This window comes from Streptomyces sp. LZ34, from assembly GCF_053890475.1.
Genome location: NZ_CM132680.1, coordinates 12,110,054 through 12,128,385 on the forward strand (window position 1 = coordinate 12,110,054; position 18,332 = coordinate 12,128,385).

General features: G+C 74.4%; 14 protein-coding genes. 6 read left to right on the top strand and 8 right to left on the bottom strand.

Features of this window, described 5'->3' with window-relative positions:
- Positions 1–36: 36 nt before the first annotated feature.
- A complete protein-coding gene (locus ACWY4P_RS51900) occupies positions 37–1,407 on the bottom strand; it encodes an SWF or SNF family helicase (protein WP_456207795.1) in 1,371 nt (456 codons plus the stop codon).
- Complete coding sequence (locus ACWY4P_RS51905) at positions 1,404–4,346, bottom strand: DEAD/DEAH box helicase (RefSeq protein WP_456207796.1); 2,943 nt, start codon at positions 4,344–4,346, stop codon at positions 1,404–1,406. Before ACWY4P_RS51905 ends, ACWY4P_RS51900 begins: the two co-directional genes overlap by 4 nt.
- A gap of 183 nt (positions 4,347–4,529) precedes the next feature.
- Between ACWY4P_RS51905 and ACWY4P_RS51910 the strand changes: the two genes are divergently transcribed.
- Together ACWY4P_RS51910 and ACWY4P_RS51915 are read left to right on the top strand one after the other, a co-directional pair.
- On the top strand, positions 4,530–4,715 hold the full coding sequence (locus ACWY4P_RS51910) for a hypothetical protein (protein WP_014174305.1): 186 nt from the start codon (positions 4,530–4,532) through the stop codon (positions 4,713–4,715).
- Between the two features lie 372 nt (positions 4,716–5,087).
- Entirely contained in the window at positions 5,088–9,086 is a 3,999-nt protein-coding gene (locus ACWY4P_RS51915; protein WP_456207797.1) for a hypothetical protein, read from the top strand.
- A gap of 94 nt (positions 9,087–9,180) precedes the next feature.
- Here ACWY4P_RS51915 and ACWY4P_RS51920 read toward each other — a convergent pair whose 3' ends face one another.
- From ACWY4P_RS51920 to ACWY4P_RS51930, 3 genes are all read right to left on the bottom strand, one after another.
- A complete protein-coding gene (locus tag ACWY4P_RS51920) occupies positions 9,181–9,975 on the bottom strand; it encodes a hypothetical protein (protein ID WP_456207798.1) in 795 nt (264 codons plus the stop codon).
- A gap of 130 nt (positions 9,976–10,105) precedes the next feature.
- A complete protein-coding gene (locus ACWY4P_RS51925) occupies positions 10,106–10,642 on the bottom strand; it encodes a PadR family transcriptional regulator (RefSeq protein WP_456207799.1) in 537 nt (178 codons plus the stop codon).
- Positions 10,643–10,729: 87 nt separating this feature from the next.
- Positions 10,730–11,347, bottom strand: coding sequence for a class I SAM-dependent methyltransferase (locus ACWY4P_RS51930; RefSeq protein ID WP_456207800.1), 618 nt, complete (start codon positions 11,345–11,347; stop codon positions 10,730–10,732).
- A 208-nt stretch (positions 11,348–11,555) separates the two neighbouring features.
- Here ACWY4P_RS51930 and ACWY4P_RS51935 point away from each other — a divergent pair, with 208 nt between their 5' ends.
- Positions 11,556–11,990, top strand: coding sequence for a roadblock/LC7 domain-containing protein (locus ACWY4P_RS51935; RefSeq protein ID WP_456207801.1), 435 nt, complete (start codon positions 11,556–11,558; stop codon positions 11,988–11,990).
- Positions 11,991–12,077: 87 nt separating this feature from the next.
- Positions 12,078–12,530 carry a YbhB/YbcL family Raf kinase inhibitor-like protein gene (locus ACWY4P_RS51940; protein WP_456207802.1) on the top strand — a complete coding sequence of 151 codons (453 nt, stop codon included), beginning with the start codon at positions 12,078–12,080 and terminating at the stop codon, positions 12,528–12,530.
- A gap of 108 nt (positions 12,531–12,638) precedes the next feature.
- On the opposite strand, the gene ACWY4P_RS51945 is transcribed toward ACWY4P_RS51940, so the two are convergent.
- The gene (locus tag ACWY4P_RS51945; protein WP_456207803.1) at positions 12,639–13,067 is read right to left on the bottom strand and encodes a PPOX class F420-dependent oxidoreductase; all 429 of its coding nucleotides are present in this window, start codon (positions 13,065–13,067) and stop codon (positions 12,639–12,641) included.
- Between the two features lie 124 nt (positions 13,068–13,191).
- On the opposite strand from ACWY4P_RS51945, the gene ACWY4P_RS51950 reads away from it, so the two are divergent.
- Both ACWY4P_RS51950 and ACWY4P_RS51955 read left to right on the top strand, forming a co-directional pair.
- Positions 13,192–13,602, top strand: a complete 411-nt coding sequence (locus tag ACWY4P_RS51950) for a roadblock/LC7 domain-containing protein (protein ID WP_456207804.1) — start codon at positions 13,192–13,194, stop codon at positions 13,600–13,602.
- Positions 13,603–13,798: 196 nt separating this feature from the next.
- On the top strand, positions 13,799–14,761 hold the full coding sequence (locus ACWY4P_RS51955) for a DUF6397 family protein (protein WP_456207805.1): 963 nt from the start codon (positions 13,799–13,801) through the stop codon (positions 14,759–14,761).
- Here the strand turns inward: ACWY4P_RS51955 and ACWY4P_RS51960 are convergent.
- Positions 14,698–15,558, bottom strand: a complete 861-nt coding sequence (locus tag ACWY4P_RS51960; protein ID WP_456207806.1) for an acyl-CoA thioesterase — start codon at positions 15,556–15,558, stop codon at positions 14,698–14,700. The two genes, ACWY4P_RS51955 and ACWY4P_RS51960, sit on opposite strands and share 64 nt — an antisense overlap.
- A gap of 91 nt (positions 15,559–15,649) precedes the next feature.
- Positions 15,650–18,163 carry a DEAD/DEAH box helicase gene (locus ACWY4P_RS51965; protein ID WP_456207807.1) on the bottom strand — a complete coding sequence of 838 codons (2,514 nt, stop codon included), beginning with the start codon at positions 18,161–18,163 and terminating at the stop codon, positions 15,650–15,652.
- Positions 18,164–18,332: the final 169 nt, after the last annotated feature.

The following is an 18,332-nucleotide window of genomic DNA, read 5'->3' on the forward strand; positions in this document are numbered from 1 at the left end:
CTGCCCAGAGGCAGGGCCGCCGCCCGCGCGGCACCGTCAGCCCGTGCCGCCCAAACTCCCCAACCCCCCAGAACCCTTCGCCGCCGCCGATCCGCCCGGCGGCACCGCGTCCAGGGCCGCCAGCGCCGTCGCCGGGTCGTGGTCCGGCGGCCCGGCCGGCCACCAGCGGCCGTGCTCCTTGCGGTACGGCCACCAGCGCCCGTCCCGGCCGTAACGCAGTTGCGCGTCCGCGCCGACCACCGTCCAGCGGTGGCCCGCCGTCCGCAGCCGCGGCGCCCGCTCCTCTCCCTCCCAGGCGGCGGCGAGCGAGGCGCGGGCACGCGCGAGTGCCTCGTCGGCCGGGGCCCACTCCTCCTCCAGAACGGCGAGCCCGGCAGGACCGCCGTGCCCCCAGGCGCGTACGGCCCGCGCCAGTTCGCCTCGGTCGCGGCCGCAGCCCGCGGCGAGGCGGTGGGCTATGCCGGCCGGAGGGTCGGCGGCGGCCAGCCGCACCGCGTCCTGCCAGGGTGTGAGCGCGGGCGGCAGCGGGGCCGTGGCGTGACCCGGAGCCAGCGCCTCGGCCAGCAGCCGCTGGGCGCGCACCGCGGCGTCCGCCGCCAGGAACTCCAGCGCGGCGACGTCCAGCCCCGGGGCCGGCTCGCTGCCGCCGCTGAGCACCGGCGGCCGGCCGGGTTCGGCCACGGCCGGCGGGAGCGCGGGCAGCGGCGGCCGGGAGGCGGCCGCGCCGAACGCCTCCTGGGCCGGCACGCCCTCCGGGACGCTCCGCGCGGCCTCCTCCGCCGCGTCGCCCGAGGCGCGCCGCCCGGTGGCGCGCGCCACGCTGCGCACCTGGAGCTCGTCCAGGAGCTCGCGCTCCCCCCGGCCGCGCATCAGCAGCAGCACGAACGGGTCCTCGTCCAGCAGCCGGGCGACCTGGTAGCACAGCGCGGTGGTGTGGGGGCAGTGGTCCCACGCCTCGCATCCGCACTGCGGCTCCAGGTCGCCGACGCCCGGGAGCAGTTCGACGCCCGCGGCCGCCGCGTCCTCGACGAGCTGCGGGGGGATGTCCCGGTCGAGCAGGGCGGCGATATGCCCGGACCGGTCGGCGACCACGTCCAGCAGCCGTTCCCACTCGGCGCCGGTCAGCTCCTGGAGCAGCACATCGGAGCGGTGGGGCGTACGGTCGCGGTCCCGTACCACCGCCGTGATCCGGCCCGGGCGCACGCACACCGCCCCGACCGCGCCCTCGCGCGCGTGCTTGCGCCCGCGCCCCAGCTGCTGCCCGTCGAGAGCCGTGTCCTCCAGCGCCTTGAGCCACGCCCGCCCCCACCAGGTGCGGGCGAAGCCGCGGCCGTGCGCGGGCGGCAGGGCCTCGAAGGTGCGCTCGCGCCCGTCGTACCCCGCCCGGACGTCCCCGGCGTCGCTCATCGCTCGGTCCCCCTCAACTCCACGAGCTGTGCCAGCTCGGCGTCGGTCAGTTCGGTCAGCGCCGCGTCCCCCGCGCCGAGCACCGCGTCCGCCAGCTCCCGCTTGCGCTCGAGCATCGCGGCGATCCGGTCCTCCACCGTCCCCTCGGCGATCAGCCGGTGCACCTGCACCGGCTGGGTCTGCCCGATCCGGTACGCGCGGTCGGTGGCCTGCGCCTCCACGGCCGGGTTCCACCAGCGGTCGTAGTGCACGACATGCCCGGCCCGGGTGAGGTTCAGGCCGGTGCCGGCCGCCTTCAACGACAGCAGGAACACGGGCACTTCGCCCTGCTGGAAGCGGTCCACGAGTTCCTGGCGGCGCGCCACCGGCGTGCCGCCGTGCAGCAGCTGCGCGGGGATGCCGCGCGCCGCCAGGTGGTCCTGGAGGATGCGCGCCATCTGTACGTACTGCGTGAAGACGAGGACGCTCGCGTCCTCGGAGAGGATGGTGTCCAGCAGCTCGTCGAGCAGCTCCAGCTTTCCCGACCGGCCAAGGATGACGGGCCGGTCCTCCTTCAGATACTGCGCGGGGTGGTTGCAGATCTGCTTCAGGCCGGTCAGGAGTTTGACGATGAGCCCGCGCCGGGCCAGCCCGTCGGCGCCGGAGATCTCGGCGAGCATCTCGCGCACCACCGCCTCGTACAGCCCGGCCTGCTCCTTGGTGAGCGACACGGCGCGGTCCGTCTCGGTCTTCGGCGGGAGCTCGGGCGCGATACCCGGGTCCGACTTGCGGCGCCTGAGCAGGAACGGGCGGACGAGCTTCGCCAGGCGTTCGGCGGCGGCCGGATCGCTTCCGCTCTCGACGGCCTGGGCGTAGTGGGTGCGGAACCAGCCGAGGCCGCCGAGCAGCCCGGGCGTGGTCCAGTCGAGGATCGCCCACAGCTCGGAGAGGTTGTTCTCGATCGGGGTTCCGGTGAGCGCGACGCGCGCCTTGGCGCCGATGGCGCGCAGCTGCTTGGCGGTCGCCGAGTACGGGTTCTTGACGTGCTGTGCCTCGTCGGCGACCACCAGGCCCCAGCCCCCGGGCAACGCCTCGGCCAGCCGCCGCGCGTCGAGCCGCATCGTGCCGTACGTGGTGAGGACGAACTCCCCGTCCGCCAGGTCCTCCAGGGTGCGCGCGGCGCCGTGGAAGCGGCGCACCGGGGTGCCGGGCGCGAACCGTTCGATCTCGCGCTGCCAGTTGCCCAGCAGGGAGGCGGGCGCGACCACGAGGGTGGGGCCGGCGGCCTCGGGGACGGCCTGGCGGTGGAGGTGGAGGGCGATCAGGGTGATGGTCTTGCCCAGCCCCATGTCGTCGGCGAGCGTGCCTCCGAGGCCGAGCGAGGTCATCCGGCTCAGCCAGCCCAGGCCCCGTAGTTGGTAGTCGCGCAGGGTGGCGGCAAGGCCCGTGGGCGGGGCGACGGGCCCGTGTCGCGGGCCTTCCGGGTCGGCGAGGCGGTCCCGCAGCGTGGCCAGCCAGCCGGCGGCCCGCACCTCGACGCCGGTGCCCTCGGCCTCGGTCCGACCGGTCAGGACGGCGCCGAGCGCGTCGGCGGTGGTGATGTCGCGGTCCTCGCGGCCGTGGGCCCGGCGGACCGCCGCCGGGTCGATGACGACCCATCGGTCGCGCAGCCGCACCACCGGGCGGGCGGCCTCGGCGAGCCGGTCCAGCTCCGCCCGGGTGAGCTCCTGGTCGCCGACGGCGAACCGCCAGCTGAAGCGGAGCAGCGCGTCGGCCGACAGATACGAGGGCATCGCGGATCCCGCCGGCCCCGGCCCCTCGTCGTCGGCACCGCCGTGCGGGCCGACGACGGCGCGCGCGGTCAGCCCGCGCGCCAGCTCCTTCGGCCAGTGGACCTGGACTCCCGCGGCGTCCAGCGCCCCGGCCGCCGGGCCGAGCAGCTCGATGACCTCCTCGTCGGCGAGGTCGAGCGCCTCGGGCACGGCGGCGGACAGCAGCGGTGCGAGCGACGCCCAGGCGCGGGCGGCCCGTCGCAGCGTCAGCAGCGCGTCCATACGGGCGCGCGGGCCGAGGGCCGCGGCGGCGGCCGAGGTGCCCGCCCACACCTCGGCGGCGTCCGCCACCAGGGCAGGGTCGGCCAGGCTGTGGAGTTGGAGGACGGCGCGGAAACGGGGGCCGGACGGGGCCTTCTCGTCGTCGCCGTGCTCACCGCCGCCGGCCAGGTCACCGTCCAGCAGCTCGATCCTCAGCGACAGCCGGACGCCGGCGTCGTGCCCGGCGGCGAGGTCCGCCGCCCAGGCCCGCTGCTCGGGCAGGCGCCGCGGCGCGGCCGCGGCGAACGCGGGGCCGCCGGCGGCCATGGCCGCCGCGGGCGAGCGCGGCAGCCCGTCCGCGACCGCGTCGAGGAACGCGCGGATGTGCCGCTCCGGCTCCGGCAGGCGCAGCGGATCGGTGCCGGGCAGGGGCACGGCGTGTGCGGCCGGGGGCATGGCGGCGGCCAGGTCGCGCACCCGCCGCAGATCCTCGTCGGCGAGCGGGCCGACGCGCCAGGCGTCGTGGTCGGTGGCCGTGAGCCCGGGCAGCAGCCGTCCGCGGGCGGCGAGCTGGAGGGCGAGCACCGCGGCGGCGCCCCAGAAGGCCGCCGTGGGATCGGCCTGGGGGGAAGGGGCGTGCGCGGCGCGTGCCCGGGCGCGGGTGAGCACCGGAAGCGCCTCGGCCAAGGGCAGGACGAGGGCACGTACGGCGCGGGTGCGGACGCCCCGGCCCTCGTCGGCCCCGTCAGAAGGGTCCGGGACCACGACGGTGATCTCTTCGGTGGTGCCCGGGCTGGTGGGGTCCGGGCCGTCCGGCCGCCAGAAGGCGACGCGTCCGGTCCGCGCCGGGTCGGCGGGGAGGAAGACGGTGGTACAGCGGCTGAGTTCGGCGATCTCGGAGGGCGTTGCCACGGTGGGTGGTGTCACGGAGCTGACGCATTCCTCAAATTTGACTAGTGGGAGCGGCCGAGGGTACCGGACGAGTGGTCCGGCCGGGCGGGCGTCCGATGTGAAGCGCCTCACCTGGATCCTTCGCACTCAGGAACCGGACGCCGCCGGTGTCCGTTGACAGGAGTGAAGCGGCATGAGCCGTGAAGGAGGCAATGGGAGATGTCCAAGCGCGCTGTGGCCGTCGCCGGGGGTGCGGCGATAGGAGTGATCCTGCTGTGTCAGCTGCTGCCGTTCTGGGCGGCGGTCCTGGTGATCGTCGGTGTTCCCGCACTGGCGTATCTGCTGCTCGACCCTTCCCAGCGGCGCAGACTGCGCCGGGTGTCGCGCAAGGAGCTGGGGCGCTGACCGTGGCCGCGGCAGCCGCCCCGCCTGCCGGTGACCGGCGCCACGCCATCGGGTCACCCTGATAGCGAATTCCCGGACGGAAACCGGGAGAAGGGACACGGCGGGACGCGGCGTGGCGGAGTGTGCCGGATCGTCGGCCGGGCTCGGGGCCCGGGGTGACACGCGCCTGGGAGTGACCGCGCAACACCGATCGCGGGTGTCACCCGGACCCCGTCCACGCATGCCGCGGGGGCCCGGCCGACCTGGTGCCCCCTGCCTTTGGCCCGGCGGCCCGGCGGTGCGTAAATGGCTTGTGCGGCTGACCGGCACCGGGCGATGATCCTCCCCATGACACATGGAAAGGACGGCCTCGCGATCTCTCGGTGATCGCCCATGGCCGCATACGGAACTCCTCAGCCGCTGACCCCTTCCTGGCTCCGGGCGCACTTCGACCCGCTGCCCTTCCCCGCCCGGATGAGCGCCCTGGCACGGTACGCCCGCACGCTCTCCCCGGACGCCTGCACCGCCCTGCACACCGCCCTCGACTCCTCCCCGGAGCCGGACGACCGGCACCTCGCGCTGTTTCTCGCCGTCTCCCGCCGCGACCTCGATGCCGTGGCGGCCGCGCTCGCCGACCCTCTGCTCCGGCGCCGCGCCCTGTCCGCGGCCATCCGACTGCCGGTGCCCGAAGAGGCCCTGGCCCCACTCGCCTTGAGCGAGAGCCGCTCCATACGGCATGAGGCGTACCGCGTGCTGCGCGCCGGCCGGCGTACCGCGCTCGCCGACCGGCTGCTGCCGCGGGCGCACGTCGCGTACGGCCCCGTCGACGCCGCCCGTCTGCTGCCCGCCTGCTCACCCGGCGTGGCCGCCGAGTGGCTGCCCCGCCTCGACCCGCCGATCGGTGTCCTGCACACCCTTGCCCGCACCGCCCCGGCGGCCGTCGCCGCCCGGCTGGCGGCCGACTACCAGGCGCGCGACGACCACGGCCGACGGCGACTGGCCCGCCGCCACCGCCTGTTGGCCGCCGTCGTGGCCGAACGCGACACCGACGCCGGGCTGCTGCTCTTCGAACAAGCGCCCGCGTTGATCGAGGGCCGCGGCGCGGTGGCGCTGCTGCGCAGGCCTCGGGAGGTGCTGGCGATCCTCCAGCGAGCCGCGGCCCGCGCCGACAGCGACCGCGCCGACAGCGACCGGGGCGACAGCGACCGGGGCGTCGGGTCGGAACGGACGCCCGCCCTCCGGCTGCCCGCCGGGCCGCTGCCGCGGTCCGTACTGCGGGCACTGCGCGCCCTCACCCCCGAGGAACTCGCCGAACTGGCCGAGGCGGCCCAGGCGGGCGCCGGCGGCATCCGCTGGTACGGCCCCGACCGGCTCGACATCACCCCCGACCCCCTGCTCACCCTGCTCCCCGCCGCCACAAGGCGCCGCATCGTCGAAGCCCGGATCCCCGCGCGCGGCCTCGGCAGGAGGACGCGGCTCAACGCCCTCGCCGCGCTCGACCCGGCGGACCGCGCGGACCTCCTGCGCCCTGCCCTCGCCCGGCCGCGTCAGTCGCCGATACTGCGCAACCGACTCGCCGCGGTGGCTCCGCTCGCCGACGCCGAACCGATCCTCCTCGAGGCGGCGGCGAGCCACCGCCCCTACGAACGCGCATACGCCTGGCGTGCGCTCCTCGCGTGCGCCGAGCTGAACGCCGACCCGGCGGCGTTCGCGCGGACCGTGGCGGCCTGCGAGCGGGCCTGGCACGACAGGGAGGAGGTACGGCGCGCCGCGCTGGCGCAGGCCGCCGACGCGCCGCCCCGGATGCTGGCCGCGGTGCCGCTGAGCGTGTTGCGCGACGCGGCGCTGACCACCGTCCACTCCCGCGACTCCACGCCCGCCACGGTCGCCGCGGCCGAACGGTGGCTGCGCCGCACCGCAGAGAGCGCGGCGGCCCGGGGAGACGCCGAACGGGCGGCGCACGCGGCACGTCTGCTGTGCCAGGTCCTGTGCGACCCGCGCCGTCGTGGCCCGGTCGCGCCACTGAGGCTCGACTCCCGGGCGGCGGCGGCCGTCTGGGCCGGGACGGCCCCCGACCACCTCGGCGAACCGACCGACCGTCCCCAGGCACAGGCCGGCCGGCCGACCGGAGAGGCCGACCAGCCGACCGGGCAGGCGGAGAGCCACCTCCCCGCCTCCCGGCTCGTACCCCTTGCCGAACTCCTCGTGCCCCATCTCGCCACTCTGCCCGCGCTGGACGCGCTGGTGGGCCATACCGCGCTCGACGGGGAGGACCCCGGGGCGGCAGCCCGGGCGGCGGCGGCATGGATCACGGCCCCCGCCACACGGGAGCGCCGCTGCGCCCAACTGGTCGCCTCTGACCCGTCGTTCGCCACGGTGGAACCGGTGCTGCGGACCCTGGCCGCCCGCCGCACCGACCTGTTGGAGGACGTGCTGCGCTCCGCCCGGCACGGGTTGCCCGGTCAGCTGTCGTGCCGCCCCACCGACCGCTGGGTGCCGCGTATGCCGCGCTCCGTCACCGGCCGGTGGACCGCGCGGACGCGCCGCCTGCTGGCCGCTCATCTCGCGGCGGTGGCCGCCGCCGACGAGGCCCCGCCGCGCGCACGCGCCGACGCGGCGGCCCTGCTGCGCGACCCGGTGCTCCTGGCCGACCTGGCGTCCAGCGCACCGCAGCCCGTGGCCGCGGCGGCGCTGACCGCACTGGGCGAAACCGCGGCGCTCGGCGTGTGCTCCGACGCCCCTCCCAGCGCCCGCCCGAACGACCGGCGGGCCCCCGCCCACAAGCCGCGCGGCGACACGCCGCCCCCGGCCACGCCCGCCCGCGACGCGGCCGACCCGGTCGTCACGGAAACGCGTGTGCCCGGTGGCGACGGTTCGGGTGCCGAGGTGCCCGGTGGGGCCATGGGCGATTCCGGGGCCGTCGGTCCGGGCGTGTCTGGACCGGCCTGGCCTGACGCCCCTGAGGCGCGGGCGGTCGGCCGGGACATGCGTTGCCCCGACCTGCCTGACCGCGATGTCGTCGACCCGGCTTTGCGTGACCCCGTCGGTCGGGAGCCTGCTCGCGGGGCCGGGCCTGGTTCGGGTGTCGAGGTGCCCGGTGGGGGCCTGGGCGACTCCTGGCCGGACGCCCCCGAGCCGCAAGCCGCCGACCGGGACACGCCCGCCTCCGACACTCGTTCGGCCCCCGATGTCCTCTCTCTCCTCCTCCGACACGCCGGAACCGGCGGAGCACGCGGGCGGGCGGCGATGGCAGGGGTGCGGCGCCTTCTGGGCGGCGTGCCCGACCGGAAGGCCGTCGCGCTCCTCGCACCCGCCGTGCGCTCGGTTTCGGCTCCGGTCGGCAGCCGCAAGGAGGCCGCCCGCGCTCTGGCCGAGCTGCCCGGCGACGTGGCGTTCGCCGCCCTGCTCGCGGCCTGGGACGAGCCCGGGCAGCACCGGGACGTGCGGGTGGTGCTCGCCCGCTCGCTCCTCGCCCGCGTCGACGCGCCGGGCGTGGCCGACCGGCTGACGGGGCATCTGCACGAGCCCGCCGTCCGCGAGGCCGTGATCGTGAGCGATCCGGAAGCGGCGGGGATCCGTGCTCGCTCGGCGTATGCGTCCTTCCTCGCCGGGGTGGTCCGTACCGGGGACGACGACGCGGCTCGGGCCGCCTGCGCCGCGCTGCCCCACTGCATGGTGACCGGGACGGCCGGGACGTGCGCGGAAGGAACCGGCGCGCTGGCGGCGGCCGCCGTCGCCGCGAACCGGCCGTCACGAGTGTGGCGTGCCGCGGTGGACGCGCTCGGGCGCGTCGCTGGGGACGCGGGGGCCGCCGCCCTGCGCGGCGTGCTCGAGACCCTGGTCGCCCGGACATGCGCCGACACCGGCGTGGGCGTGGGGAGCGGACGAGGCGCTCGCGCCGACGCGCTGCGGCGGCTCGCGGGCTGCGGGTCCGCCGTCACCAACCGACTCGCCCAAGAGCCGGCCGGTGAACTCTCGCAGGGCGACGCCGTGGTGGACGCGCTCCTGGCCGCCGGGTTGCGCCGCGAGGCCACCGGCGCCGTGCTGAGTGTGGCCTGTGCCGCGCTGCGCGCGGGCGACCCCGGCCTCGGCCGTTGGGAGCGCTATCTCTCGCTGGTCCAGGAACGGCCGGACCGCCTGCGCTTCGTCGACTACCTCGCGTTCGACCACGACGACGAGCAGGTGCGGGAGGCGGTGCGCACCGTCGTCGGCGTGTTGCGCGAGCGCGGCGACGCCCTGGGCGGACTGACGGCGCTCGCTTTGGTGAAGGCGACGGGCGGCAGGAGCGGCTGGCCGGACCCGTGGCGGGCGGAGATCGAGGAGCTGTGTGGGCACCCCGACCCGGACACGGCTGAGGCGGCCCTCCTCGTCGACCCGCACCGCCGCTGGTGACCCGCGACCGGCGGCGATCCGCGCACCGGCCGGGGGGCGCCCCACCGACCGAGGCGGCCCGCCCGGCCCGTGGAGCCCCGGACCCGACGCCGACTCAGCCGGGGCGTACGGCCAGCTGGTCCAGTGCCGTCAGCAGGCCCGGCAGCTCCGGGCCGCGGCCGACCGGCACCACCTCGCCCGGCGCGTCGTCCATCAGCACGAACGCGATGTCGTCCGTACGGGCCACGATGCTCCAGCCGGGCCCATCGGCCCGCAGGGTCCGCGCGTCGCCGGAGGCGAAGGCGGAGCGGACCCGGCCGGGCGGCGGGGGCGCGTCCAGGTATCCGCGCGCCTCCGCCAGTACGCGTCGCACGCCCTCGTGCGGCTTCTCGCCGGGAGGTACGAACGTGACGTCGCTGTCGACCTGCTCGCGCCACAGGGCCCACTGAAGCGCGATCTCGTCCGCACCCAGCCGCCGCTGCGCCGGGCCCCACCGCTCGGTGTCCGGCGGGGCGAGCGGCGGTGTGGCCGCCTCCCCGCCCTCCGGGCCGGGGTCGGGGTCGTGCGGCGCCGGGACGCCCGGCGCGGAGACGGCGACCGAGAGCGGCCAGCCGGGGAGGGAGACGACCACCGTCCGGTCGTCGATGGCCAGGTTGTACTCCATCCCGCAGTCCCACGCGGCGACGGCGCAGGCGACCAGCGACGCGTCGTCGATGACGACCGTCCACCGGGCGCCGTCGCCGTCCTGGCCCAGCACCAGGCCGTACCCGCCCTCGTACGGCTCAAGACCGAGCGCGGCGCAGGCCTCGGGATAGTCGTCGCCCAACACGCTCGGGAATTGCGCGGGCGTCAGCACCACCGCGGTGAGCACATACAGCGCGTCGTGGTCCGACACCTCACTGGCGGGCACGGCAGCCTCCTCTTTGCGGGGCCGGAATCCGGGGGCCCAATGCGTTGTGCGGCGCACCTTAACCAGCCAGTAGCCACGGCGTCGAGACTCCGTGCGCGGATGCGGAGCGGGTCTGTCGGCCGCATCGCCGTCAGGCGCCGCCGGTCGCCCGCAGCGAGTCCAGGGTGCGGCGCAGCCAGGACTGTTCGGCCTGGCTGGCGGCGCGGGCGATGGTGAGGATGCCGCGCCGGAAGGGATCCTCGATCTCCTCGGCGCGCAGCGGTCGGTCGTCGTCGTAGAAAAAGCTCGTGGGCTGCCGGAGAAACGCGAGTCGGCGCTCCAGCACTGTCGCCTGGGTCGCCGGGTCCTCCAGGTGCCGCAGAAACGCGAGCACGGTGAACCAGCGGTTCTCGTCGGTGATGTCGGCCTGCGCCGGCTCCGCGAGGCGGCGGCGGAGCTCGGCCCGGCCCTCGGCGGTCAGGGTCAGCACATGCCGTGGCGCGGCACCCGTGCCCGGCTGGGTCTCGCGGGCCAGCAGCCCGGCCATCTCCAGACGCTTGATCGCCGGGTACAGCGTGCTTTCGGCCACCGGCCTGACGTGCCCGGTCAGCGCGGCGATTCGCTTGCGCAGCTCGTAGCCGTGCAGCGGCGTGTCGCTGAGGAAGCCCAGGATGGCGAGTTCCAGCATGTGCGCATTGTGCCGCACGGACGCTGTATCTCGACTGCGTGATACATCGGCAGCGATGCATTGATGGCGATGCATCGCTCCGCCGGCTCAGCCCTGACGGACCGCGAGGGCCAGGAAGCGAGTGTCCCGGTCCGTGTACGAGGTCAGCCGCCAGCCCGAACGGGCCAGCAGCGGGCACAGGTTGGGCTCGGCCCGCAGGTCGTCGGGGGTGATCGGGCGGCCCTTCCGGGCGGCGAGCGCAGCCCGCCCCACGGGGTGGAACAGCGCGAGCCGGCCCTGGGGGCGCACCACCCGGGCCAGCTCCCGCAGCCCGGCCTCGGGCTCGGGCAGGTGGGAGATCAGCCCGGCGCCGAACACCGCGTCCAGACAGCCGTCGCGCAGCGGCAGTCTGGTGACGTCGGTGAGGGCGAGCGCCGCGTCCCGTTGCCGGCCGGCACGTATGGCGGCCGTCAGCATCGCGGGCGTCGCGTCGGCGCCGAGGACCGTTCCGGTGGGGCCGACGGCGGCGCGCAGCGCGGGCAGGGCACGGCCTGTACCGCAGCCGGCGTCGAGCACCGCGTCCCCGGCGCGCAGGCCGAGCTCGGCGACGGCGGCGGCGTAGGCGGGGCCGTCGTCGGGGAAGCGGGTGTCCCAGTCGGCGGCCCGCGGGGTGAAGAATTCCCGGACCTCGGCCAGGCGATCGGCAGGGGTGCGCTGGTGGCTCATATGGCTCCTCGGGTGGGCCGGATCTGGAGGAAGCTGAGGGGAAACCCTGAGCGAGAACCCGAATAGTGTGCACGTTCGGGCATCGGTCGATCGTTCTGTCATCTGTCCCTGTCAAATTCCAGCATCTTCCGAATGCGCCCCCTGCGCGCGCCCCCTCCCGGCTAGCGTCTCTGGGCCATGGGACAGCTCCCGACAGAAGGAGACGGCCATGACCGAGCACCGCAGAATTGCCGCCCGCTTCCCGGACGGTCTCGACTGCCTTCTGGACGATCTGGTGGTCCGCGTCGGGGACGTACGACACGCCGTCGTACTGTCCGGTGACGGAGCGACGGTGAGCGCTTCCCGCGGGCTCGACCGCCGTGACGCCGAGCAACTGGCCGCTGTCGCCTCCGGGTTTCACGGCCTCGCCGTCGGTGCGGCGCGCCGACGGGCGCGCGGTGCGGCGCGCCAGACCATGGTGGAGATGGAGGCCGGCAACCTGTTCGTCGTGGCGGCGGGCGAGGGCTCGTACCTGGCCGTTCTGAGCGCGGCCACCGCCGACCCCGCGCTGATCGCCTCCGAGACGGCCCGGCTCGTCGAGCGGGTGGAGGAGCATCTGCGCGCCCACCCGCGCCTCCCGGAGACCCCGGCCGCCCCGGCCTGACCGGTCGGCTCCCGCCATCGCAAAGGCCGCGACCGGCAGGGGGCGGTTGGCCGCTTGGCCGCCCTTCGCGCGGGTACTCGCCTGCTCATGGCTGGAATCGAGCTCAACAGCCCCGCGTTCGACGACCACGACCGGATCCCCCGCCGCCACACGAAGGACGGGGAGGACCTCTCGCCGCCGCTGACCTGGTCCGGCGTCCCGGCGGGCACGGCCGAGCTGGCCCTGCTGTGCGAGGACCCGGACGCCCCGTCCGGGGCGTTCGTCCACTGGCTGGTCACCGGCATCGCTCCCGCCAGCGGCGGGGTGGGTGCCGGGCAGACGCCCTCGGGCGGCCTGCCGCGCACCAACGGATACCACCAGGAGGGCTGGGGCGGGCCGCACCCGCCCGCGGGCGATCAGCCGCACCGGTACTTCTTCCGGCTGTACGCCCTTCCCGAACCGCTGGTCCTCCCCGACGAGCCCTCGGCCGACGAAGTGCACCGCGCCGTCGACCGCAGCCAGCTCGCGAGCGGCACGCTGGTCGGCCTCTATCAGCGCTGAGTCACCTGGCCCTGCTGAGTCACCTGGCCCAAGCGCTGGACCGGCTGTCCCGAATCCTGGCCCTCGTCGAGGGCCCGTCGGAGAGCGATGGGTTTCGGCCGAATCCGGCTAGTCGGCAATGTCGGCGAGAGCGACGACTTTCTCGATGCGGACCCGTACCAGCAGCTCGCCCGGGACGCCGTTGCGGGCGCCGTACTGCTCCGCGCGGTCCTCGCCCATGTACCGCGCCGCGATCCTGGTGGCCCAGTCGCGGACCTCCTCGAGCCGGTCGCTGAACTCGGCGCGCCCCTGCAAAGTGACGAACGAGAACGGGGGCCGGTCGTCGTCCACGCACAGGCTGACCCGCCCGTCGCGGGCCATGTTGCGGCCTTTGACGGTGTCCTCGCCCGTGTTGAAGACGACGTCGTCGCCGTCGAGCAGGAACCACACGGGCGCGAGGTGCGGGCTGCCGTCGGCCCGCACGGTCGACAGCTTCGCGGTGCGGGTGCCCTCCGAGAGGAACTTCTGCCACTGATCCTTGGTCATTTTCTGTGCCATGTCTCCATCTTGTGTCAAGCGGCGCACATCGGCGTGCCGACAGGCGGGCCGGGTTGCCCGGAGAGCGGCAGTGAGAAAGGCTGGCCCGGCAGCTGTGGTGGATGGCCGGACGGGGAGGAACGGTATGGCACTCAGCAAAGGGCTCGATTGGCTGTTGGACGACCTGACCGAGCGGATCGCACAGATACGGCATGCCTTGGTGCTGTCGAACGACGGGCTGGTGACGGGCGCCAGCTCCACGCTCGTCCGGCAGGACGCCGAACATCTGGCCGCCGTCGCCTCGGGGTTACACAGCCTGGCCAAGGGGTCCGGGCATCACTTCCGCACGGGGCGGGTGCGGCAGACGATGGTCGAATTCGAGGAGGGTGTGCTGTTTGTGACGGCCGCCGGGGACGGCAGCTGTCTGTGCGTGCTCAGCGGCCCGGAAGCCGACGTCGGCCAGGTCGCGTACGAGATGGCGCTGTTGGTCAACAGGGTGGGGGAGCACCTGGGCGTCGAGGTCAGACAGGAGAGCGGCGCGCCCAGCGGGCTGTGAGCGGAAGTTATCCACAGGCCTGACGGGCGGTCTCGCTCAGCGGCCATCGTCATCACTGTCAGTGATTGACCAGTCGCGGGGGAGGACCGTCGTGGTAGTGGGGGAACGCCAGAAGTCGCTTCAGAAGTCGCCTCAAACGCTTCAAGAGTCGCGTCAGAAGTCGAGTCAGAAGCCGGGGAGGAGCCCGGCGCCGCCGGTGTCGGACGGCGCCGAGGAGACCGTCGCCTTCGACAGAGCGGCCAGGGAGCTGGGCCTCAGGCGCGGCGAGTTCGAGCTGGCCGTGCAGCTGGGCGAGGTGCGCACCGTCGCCGTGGGGGCCATGGGCCGGCGGGTGGCGCGCGCGGAGCTGCTTCGGCTCGCGGCCGCCGCGGGCTTCCCGAGCGCGCTGCGCGCCCGGCTCCGCGTGGTGGGCACGGCCGAGGGAGCCGAGCTGCTGGGCATCAGCCAGGGGCGGTTCACCCGCCTGGCGCGCGGTGGCTTCTTCACCCCGGTCCGGTTCTACGTCAACCGGTACCGGGCCGTGGTGTGGCTGTATCCGGCCGCGGAGCTCGGCGCGTTCGCCGAGCGGGAGCCCGCCCTGCTGACCGGCCGCATCCCGGCCGGTCTGCGTGCCACACTCGGCGCGGGGGAGGACCAGCGGGCCGCCAGATGGCGCGGCCGTCGCGTCGAGCAGCTGCTCGCCCGGACCGATGACCCCTGGGAGCGGGCCGCGGTATGGGCCGCGGCGCTGGCCCCCGCCGAGCTGGACGCGGTCGTCACCGACCCGGCCGAGCGGGCGTATGTGCGTGAGCTGATGCCCCGGCTCGCCCCGGCGCCCGCCGGGACCGGTCCGGCGGCGGAGGTGACCGCCGCCCTGATGACGGCGGACGGCCCCGCGGAGATCCGGCGCTGCCGGGCCGCGTTGGACACCTGCGTGCGGGACGCCCGCCGGACGCGGCCCATCCCGCCGCCCGTCCCGCGTCCGGCCGAGGCGGCGAAGGTGGCGGAGTCGCCGGGCGGCGAGCCCGCCCCGCCTCCGGCGCGGCTTCGCAGGCTCCCGCTCTGGCACCGCCTCATCCGTGGGCGCCGGAGCGCGGCGGACGGCCCGGCGGCTCCCTACACGGGGCGGAAGAGCCCTTCCTGCACCACGGAGACGAGGAGTCGGCCGGCCCGGTCGTAGATCCGGCCGCGGGCCAGCCCGCGGCCGCCGGTGGCGATCGGCGACTCCTGGTCGTAGAGGAACCACTCGTCAGTGCGGAACGGCCGGTGGAACCACATGGCGTGGTCCAGCGAGGCCATGTCGAAGCCGCGACGGCCCCACAGCGGCTCCACCGGCACCCGCACCGCGTCCAGCAGCATCATGTCGCTCGCGTAGGTGAGCGCGCAGGTGTGCACGAGCGGGTCGTCGCCGAGCGGGCCGACCGCCCGCATCCATACAGCGCTGCGCGGCTCCGCGCCCTCGAGCTCCTTGGGCGTCCAGCGCAGCCGCTCCACATACCGGATGTCGAAGGGCTGGCGGCGCGCCATTCTCTCGAGCGACTCAGGGAGCGCCCCGAGATGCTCGCGGATCTCGTCGGCGAGCATCGGCAGGCTCTCCGGCTCAGGCACCTCGGGCATCGGCAGCTGCTGTTCGATGCCCGGCTCGGGAAGATGAAAGGAGGCCGTCAGATTGAAGATCGTCCGACCCTGCTGGACGGCGACGACCCGGCGCGTGGTGAAGGAGCGACCGTCGCGGACCCGCTCCACCTGGTACACGATCGGCACCCCCGGCCGCCCCGGGCGCAGGAAGTACGCGTGGAGCGAGTGCACCGGGCGCTGCCCGTCGGTGGTCCGTCCCGCGGCCACCAGCGCCTGCCCGGCCACCTGCCCGCCGAACACCCGCTGCAGCGACTCGTCGGGGCTGAGTCCGCGGAAGATGTTCAGCTCGATCTGCTCCAGATCCAGCAGATCGACCAAGCGCTCGGCGGGATTGGTCATCGGTGGTGCTCCTTCGCTGGCGGTGCTCGCCGCGGGGCCGGGCCCCGCGTGTTCGGGCCCCGCCTGTTCTGGGGCCGTGACGACTGGGAGGCTACAGCTGCCCCACCTCGGTGATCCGCACCACCGCTCGTCCCTCCTCGTCGGAGGCGGCCAGATCGACCTCCCCCGAGATGCCCCAGTCGTGGTCCCCGTTGGGGTCGTCGAAGGTCTGCCGCACCCGCCACAGCCCGTGCTCGGGCTGCTCCTCGATGTGCAGCAGCTTCGGGCCGCGCGCCTGCGGCCCGGTGCCCAGGTCGTCGTACTCCTCCCAGTAGGAGTCCATCGCCGTCGCCCACGCGTCCTCGTCCCACCCGGAGTCCGCGTCCATCTCGCCGAGCTCGGCCACCTTGTCCAGCGCGGCGAGCTCGACTCGGCGGAACATCGCGTTGCGCACCAGGACGCGGAAGGCGCGCGCGTTCGCGGTGACCGGCCTGACCTGGTCGGCGCGCTCCTGAGCCTCCTCCGCGGACTCCTCCTCGGGGTTCGCGAGCTGTTCCCACTCGTCCAGCAGGCTGGAGTCGACCTGCCGCACCATCTCGCCGAGCCAGGCGATGATGTCCTGGAACTCATCGGACTTCAGATCGTCCGGCACCGTGTGGTCCAGGGCCTTGAAGGCGCTGGCGAGGTAGCGCAGCACGATGCCCTCGGTCCGCGCCAGGTCGTAGAACGAGGTGAACTCGGTGAAGGTCATCGCGCGTTCGTACATGTCGCGGATCACCGCCTTGGGCGACAGCGGATGGTCGCCGACCCACGGGTGGCTCTTGCGGTAGAGGCCGTACGCGTGGAAGAGCAGCTCCTCCAGCGGCTTGGGGTACGAGACGTCCTGGAGCCGCTCCATGCGCTCCTCGTACTCGATGCCGTCCGCCTTCATCGCGGCCACCGCCTCGCCGCGGGCCTTGTTCTGCTGCGCCGCCAGGATCTGCCGTGGATCGTCCAGGGTCGACTCGACGACCGAGACCATGTCCAGGGCGTAGGAGGGGGATTCGGGGTCCAGGAGCTCGAAGGCGGCGAGCGCGAAGGTGGACAGCGGCTGGTTCAGCGCAAAGTCCTGCTGGAGATCCACCGTCAGCCGTACCCTCCGCCCCTCGGCATCGGGCTCCTTGAGCTGCTCCACCACGCCCCCGTCCAGCAGCGAGCGGTAGATCGCGATGGCGCGGCGGATATGGCGCAGCTGGTTCTTGCGCGGCTCGTGGTTGTCCTCGAGGAGGTGTCGCATCCCCTCGAAGGGGTTGCCCGGCCGGGCGATGACCGACAGCAGCATCGCGTGGGTGACCCTGAACCGGGAGGTGAGCGGCTCGGGTTCGGAGGCGATGAGCTTCTCGAAGGTGTTCTGTCCCCAGTTGACGAACCCTTCGGGCGCCTTCTTGCGCACCACCTTGCGCCGCTTCTTCGGGTCGTCCCCGGCCTTCGCCAGCGCCTTCTCGTTCTCGATGACGTGCTCGGGCGCCTGCGCCACGACAAAGCCGGCGGTGTCGAACCCGGCCCGCCCGGCCCGGCCCGCGATCTGGTGGAACTCCCGGGCCCGCAGCGTCCGCACCCGCTGGCCGTCGTACTTCGTCAGCGCGGTGAACAAGACCGTGCGGATGGGCACGTTGACGCCCACGCCCAGGGTGTCCGTACCGCAGATGACCTTCAGCAGCCCGGCCTGCGCCAGCTTCTCCACCAGTCGCCGGTACTTCGGCAGCATCCCGGCGTGGTGCACCCCGATACCGTGCCGCACATAGCGGGACAGGTTCCGGCCGAACTTGGTGGTGAACCGGAAGTTCCCGATGAGCGCCGCGATCTCGTCCTTCTCCGCCCGCGAGCACATATTGATGCTCATCAGGGCCTGGGCCCGCTCCACCGCGGCCGCCTGGGTGAAGTGCACGATGTAGACGGGCGCCTGCCGGGTCTCCAGCAGCTCGGTCAGCGTCTCGGTCATCGGCGTGGCGCGGTACTCATAGCTCAGCGGCACGGGCCGGGTCGCGGAGCGCACCACCGAGGTGGGCCGCCCGGTGCGCCGGGTCAGGTCCTCCTCGAACCGCGTCATATCGCCGAGCGTCGCCGACATCAGCACGAACTGGGCCTTGGGCAGCTCGAGCAGCGGGATCTGCCATGCCCAGCCGCGGTCCGGTTCCGCGTAGAAGTGGAACTCATCCATCACCACTTGACCGATGTCGGCGTCCTTGCCGTCCCGCAGGGCGATGGACGCCAGCACCTCGGCCGTGCAGCAGATCACCGGCGCGTCCGCGTTGACCGACGCGTCGCCCGTGAGCATCCCGACGTTCTCGGTGCCGAAGAGCTTGCACAGCTCGAAGAACTTCTCCGAGACGAGAGCCTTGATCGGCGCGGTGTAGAAGGTGACCTCGTCACGGGCGAGGGCGGCGAAGTGGGCGCCCGCCGCCACCAGACTCTTGCCCGAGCCGGTGGGGGTGGACAGGATGACGTTCGACCCGGACACCGCCTCGATCAGCGCTTCCTCCTGGGCGGGGTAGAGCGAGATGCCCCGCTCCTCGACCCACGTGGAAAACGCCTCGAAAAGGGCGTCGGGGTCGGCGTCGCTCGGCAGCTGATCGATAAGAGTCACGCCCCTATACTGCCTGCTTTCCCGCGCGAGCCGGGAACCGGCTGCTGGGACGAAGATCGTCCGCCGCTAGGCTGTGCCCGGCGAGTGAGCCGAAGGGGCGTACCGAGCCCTGGAGAACTTCCGAACAGACCGACTCCCGCGCTTATGCGGGCACGAACAGGGGCGGGGT

Bases quoted from the DNA above. Each gene is read 5' to 3' on its own strand.
- ACWY4P_RS51925 (WP_456207799.1), bottom strand. From the start codon at position 10,642: ATGCTGGAACTCGCCATCCTGGGCTTCCTCAGCGACACGCCGCTGCAC.
- ACWY4P_RS51900 (WP_456207795.1), bottom strand. From the start codon at position 1,407: ATGAGCGACGCCGGGGACGTCCGGGCGGGGTACGACGGGCGCGAGCGC.
- ACWY4P_RS51945 (WP_456207803.1), bottom strand. From the start codon at position 13,067: ATGGCACAGAAAATGACCAAGGATCAGTGGCAGAAGTTCCTCTCGGAG.
- ACWY4P_RS51910 (WP_014174305.1), top strand. From the start codon at position 4,530: ATGTCCAAGCGCGCTGTGGCCGTCGCCGGGGGTGCGGCGATAGGAGTG.
- ACWY4P_RS51960 (WP_456207806.1), bottom strand. From the start codon at position 15,558: ATGACCAATCCCGCCGAGCGCTTGGTCGATCTGCTGGATCTGGAGCAG.
- ACWY4P_RS51950 (WP_456207804.1), top strand. From the start codon at position 13,192: ATGGCACTCAGCAAAGGGCTCGATTGGCTGTTGGACGACCTGACCGAG.
- ACWY4P_RS51940 (WP_456207802.1), top strand. From the start codon at position 12,078: ATGGCTGGAATCGAGCTCAACAGCCCCGCGTTCGACGACCACGACCGG.
- ACWY4P_RS51930 (WP_456207800.1), bottom strand. From the start codon at position 11,347: ATGAGCCACCAGCGCACCCCTGCCGATCGCCTGGCCGAGGTCCGGGAA.
- ACWY4P_RS51915 (WP_456207797.1), top strand. From the start codon at position 5,088: ATGGCCGCATACGGAACTCCTCAGCCGCTGACCCCTTCCTGGCTCCGG.
- ACWY4P_RS51935 (WP_456207801.1), top strand. From the start codon at position 11,556: ATGACCGAGCACCGCAGAATTGCCGCCCGCTTCCCGGACGGTCTCGAC.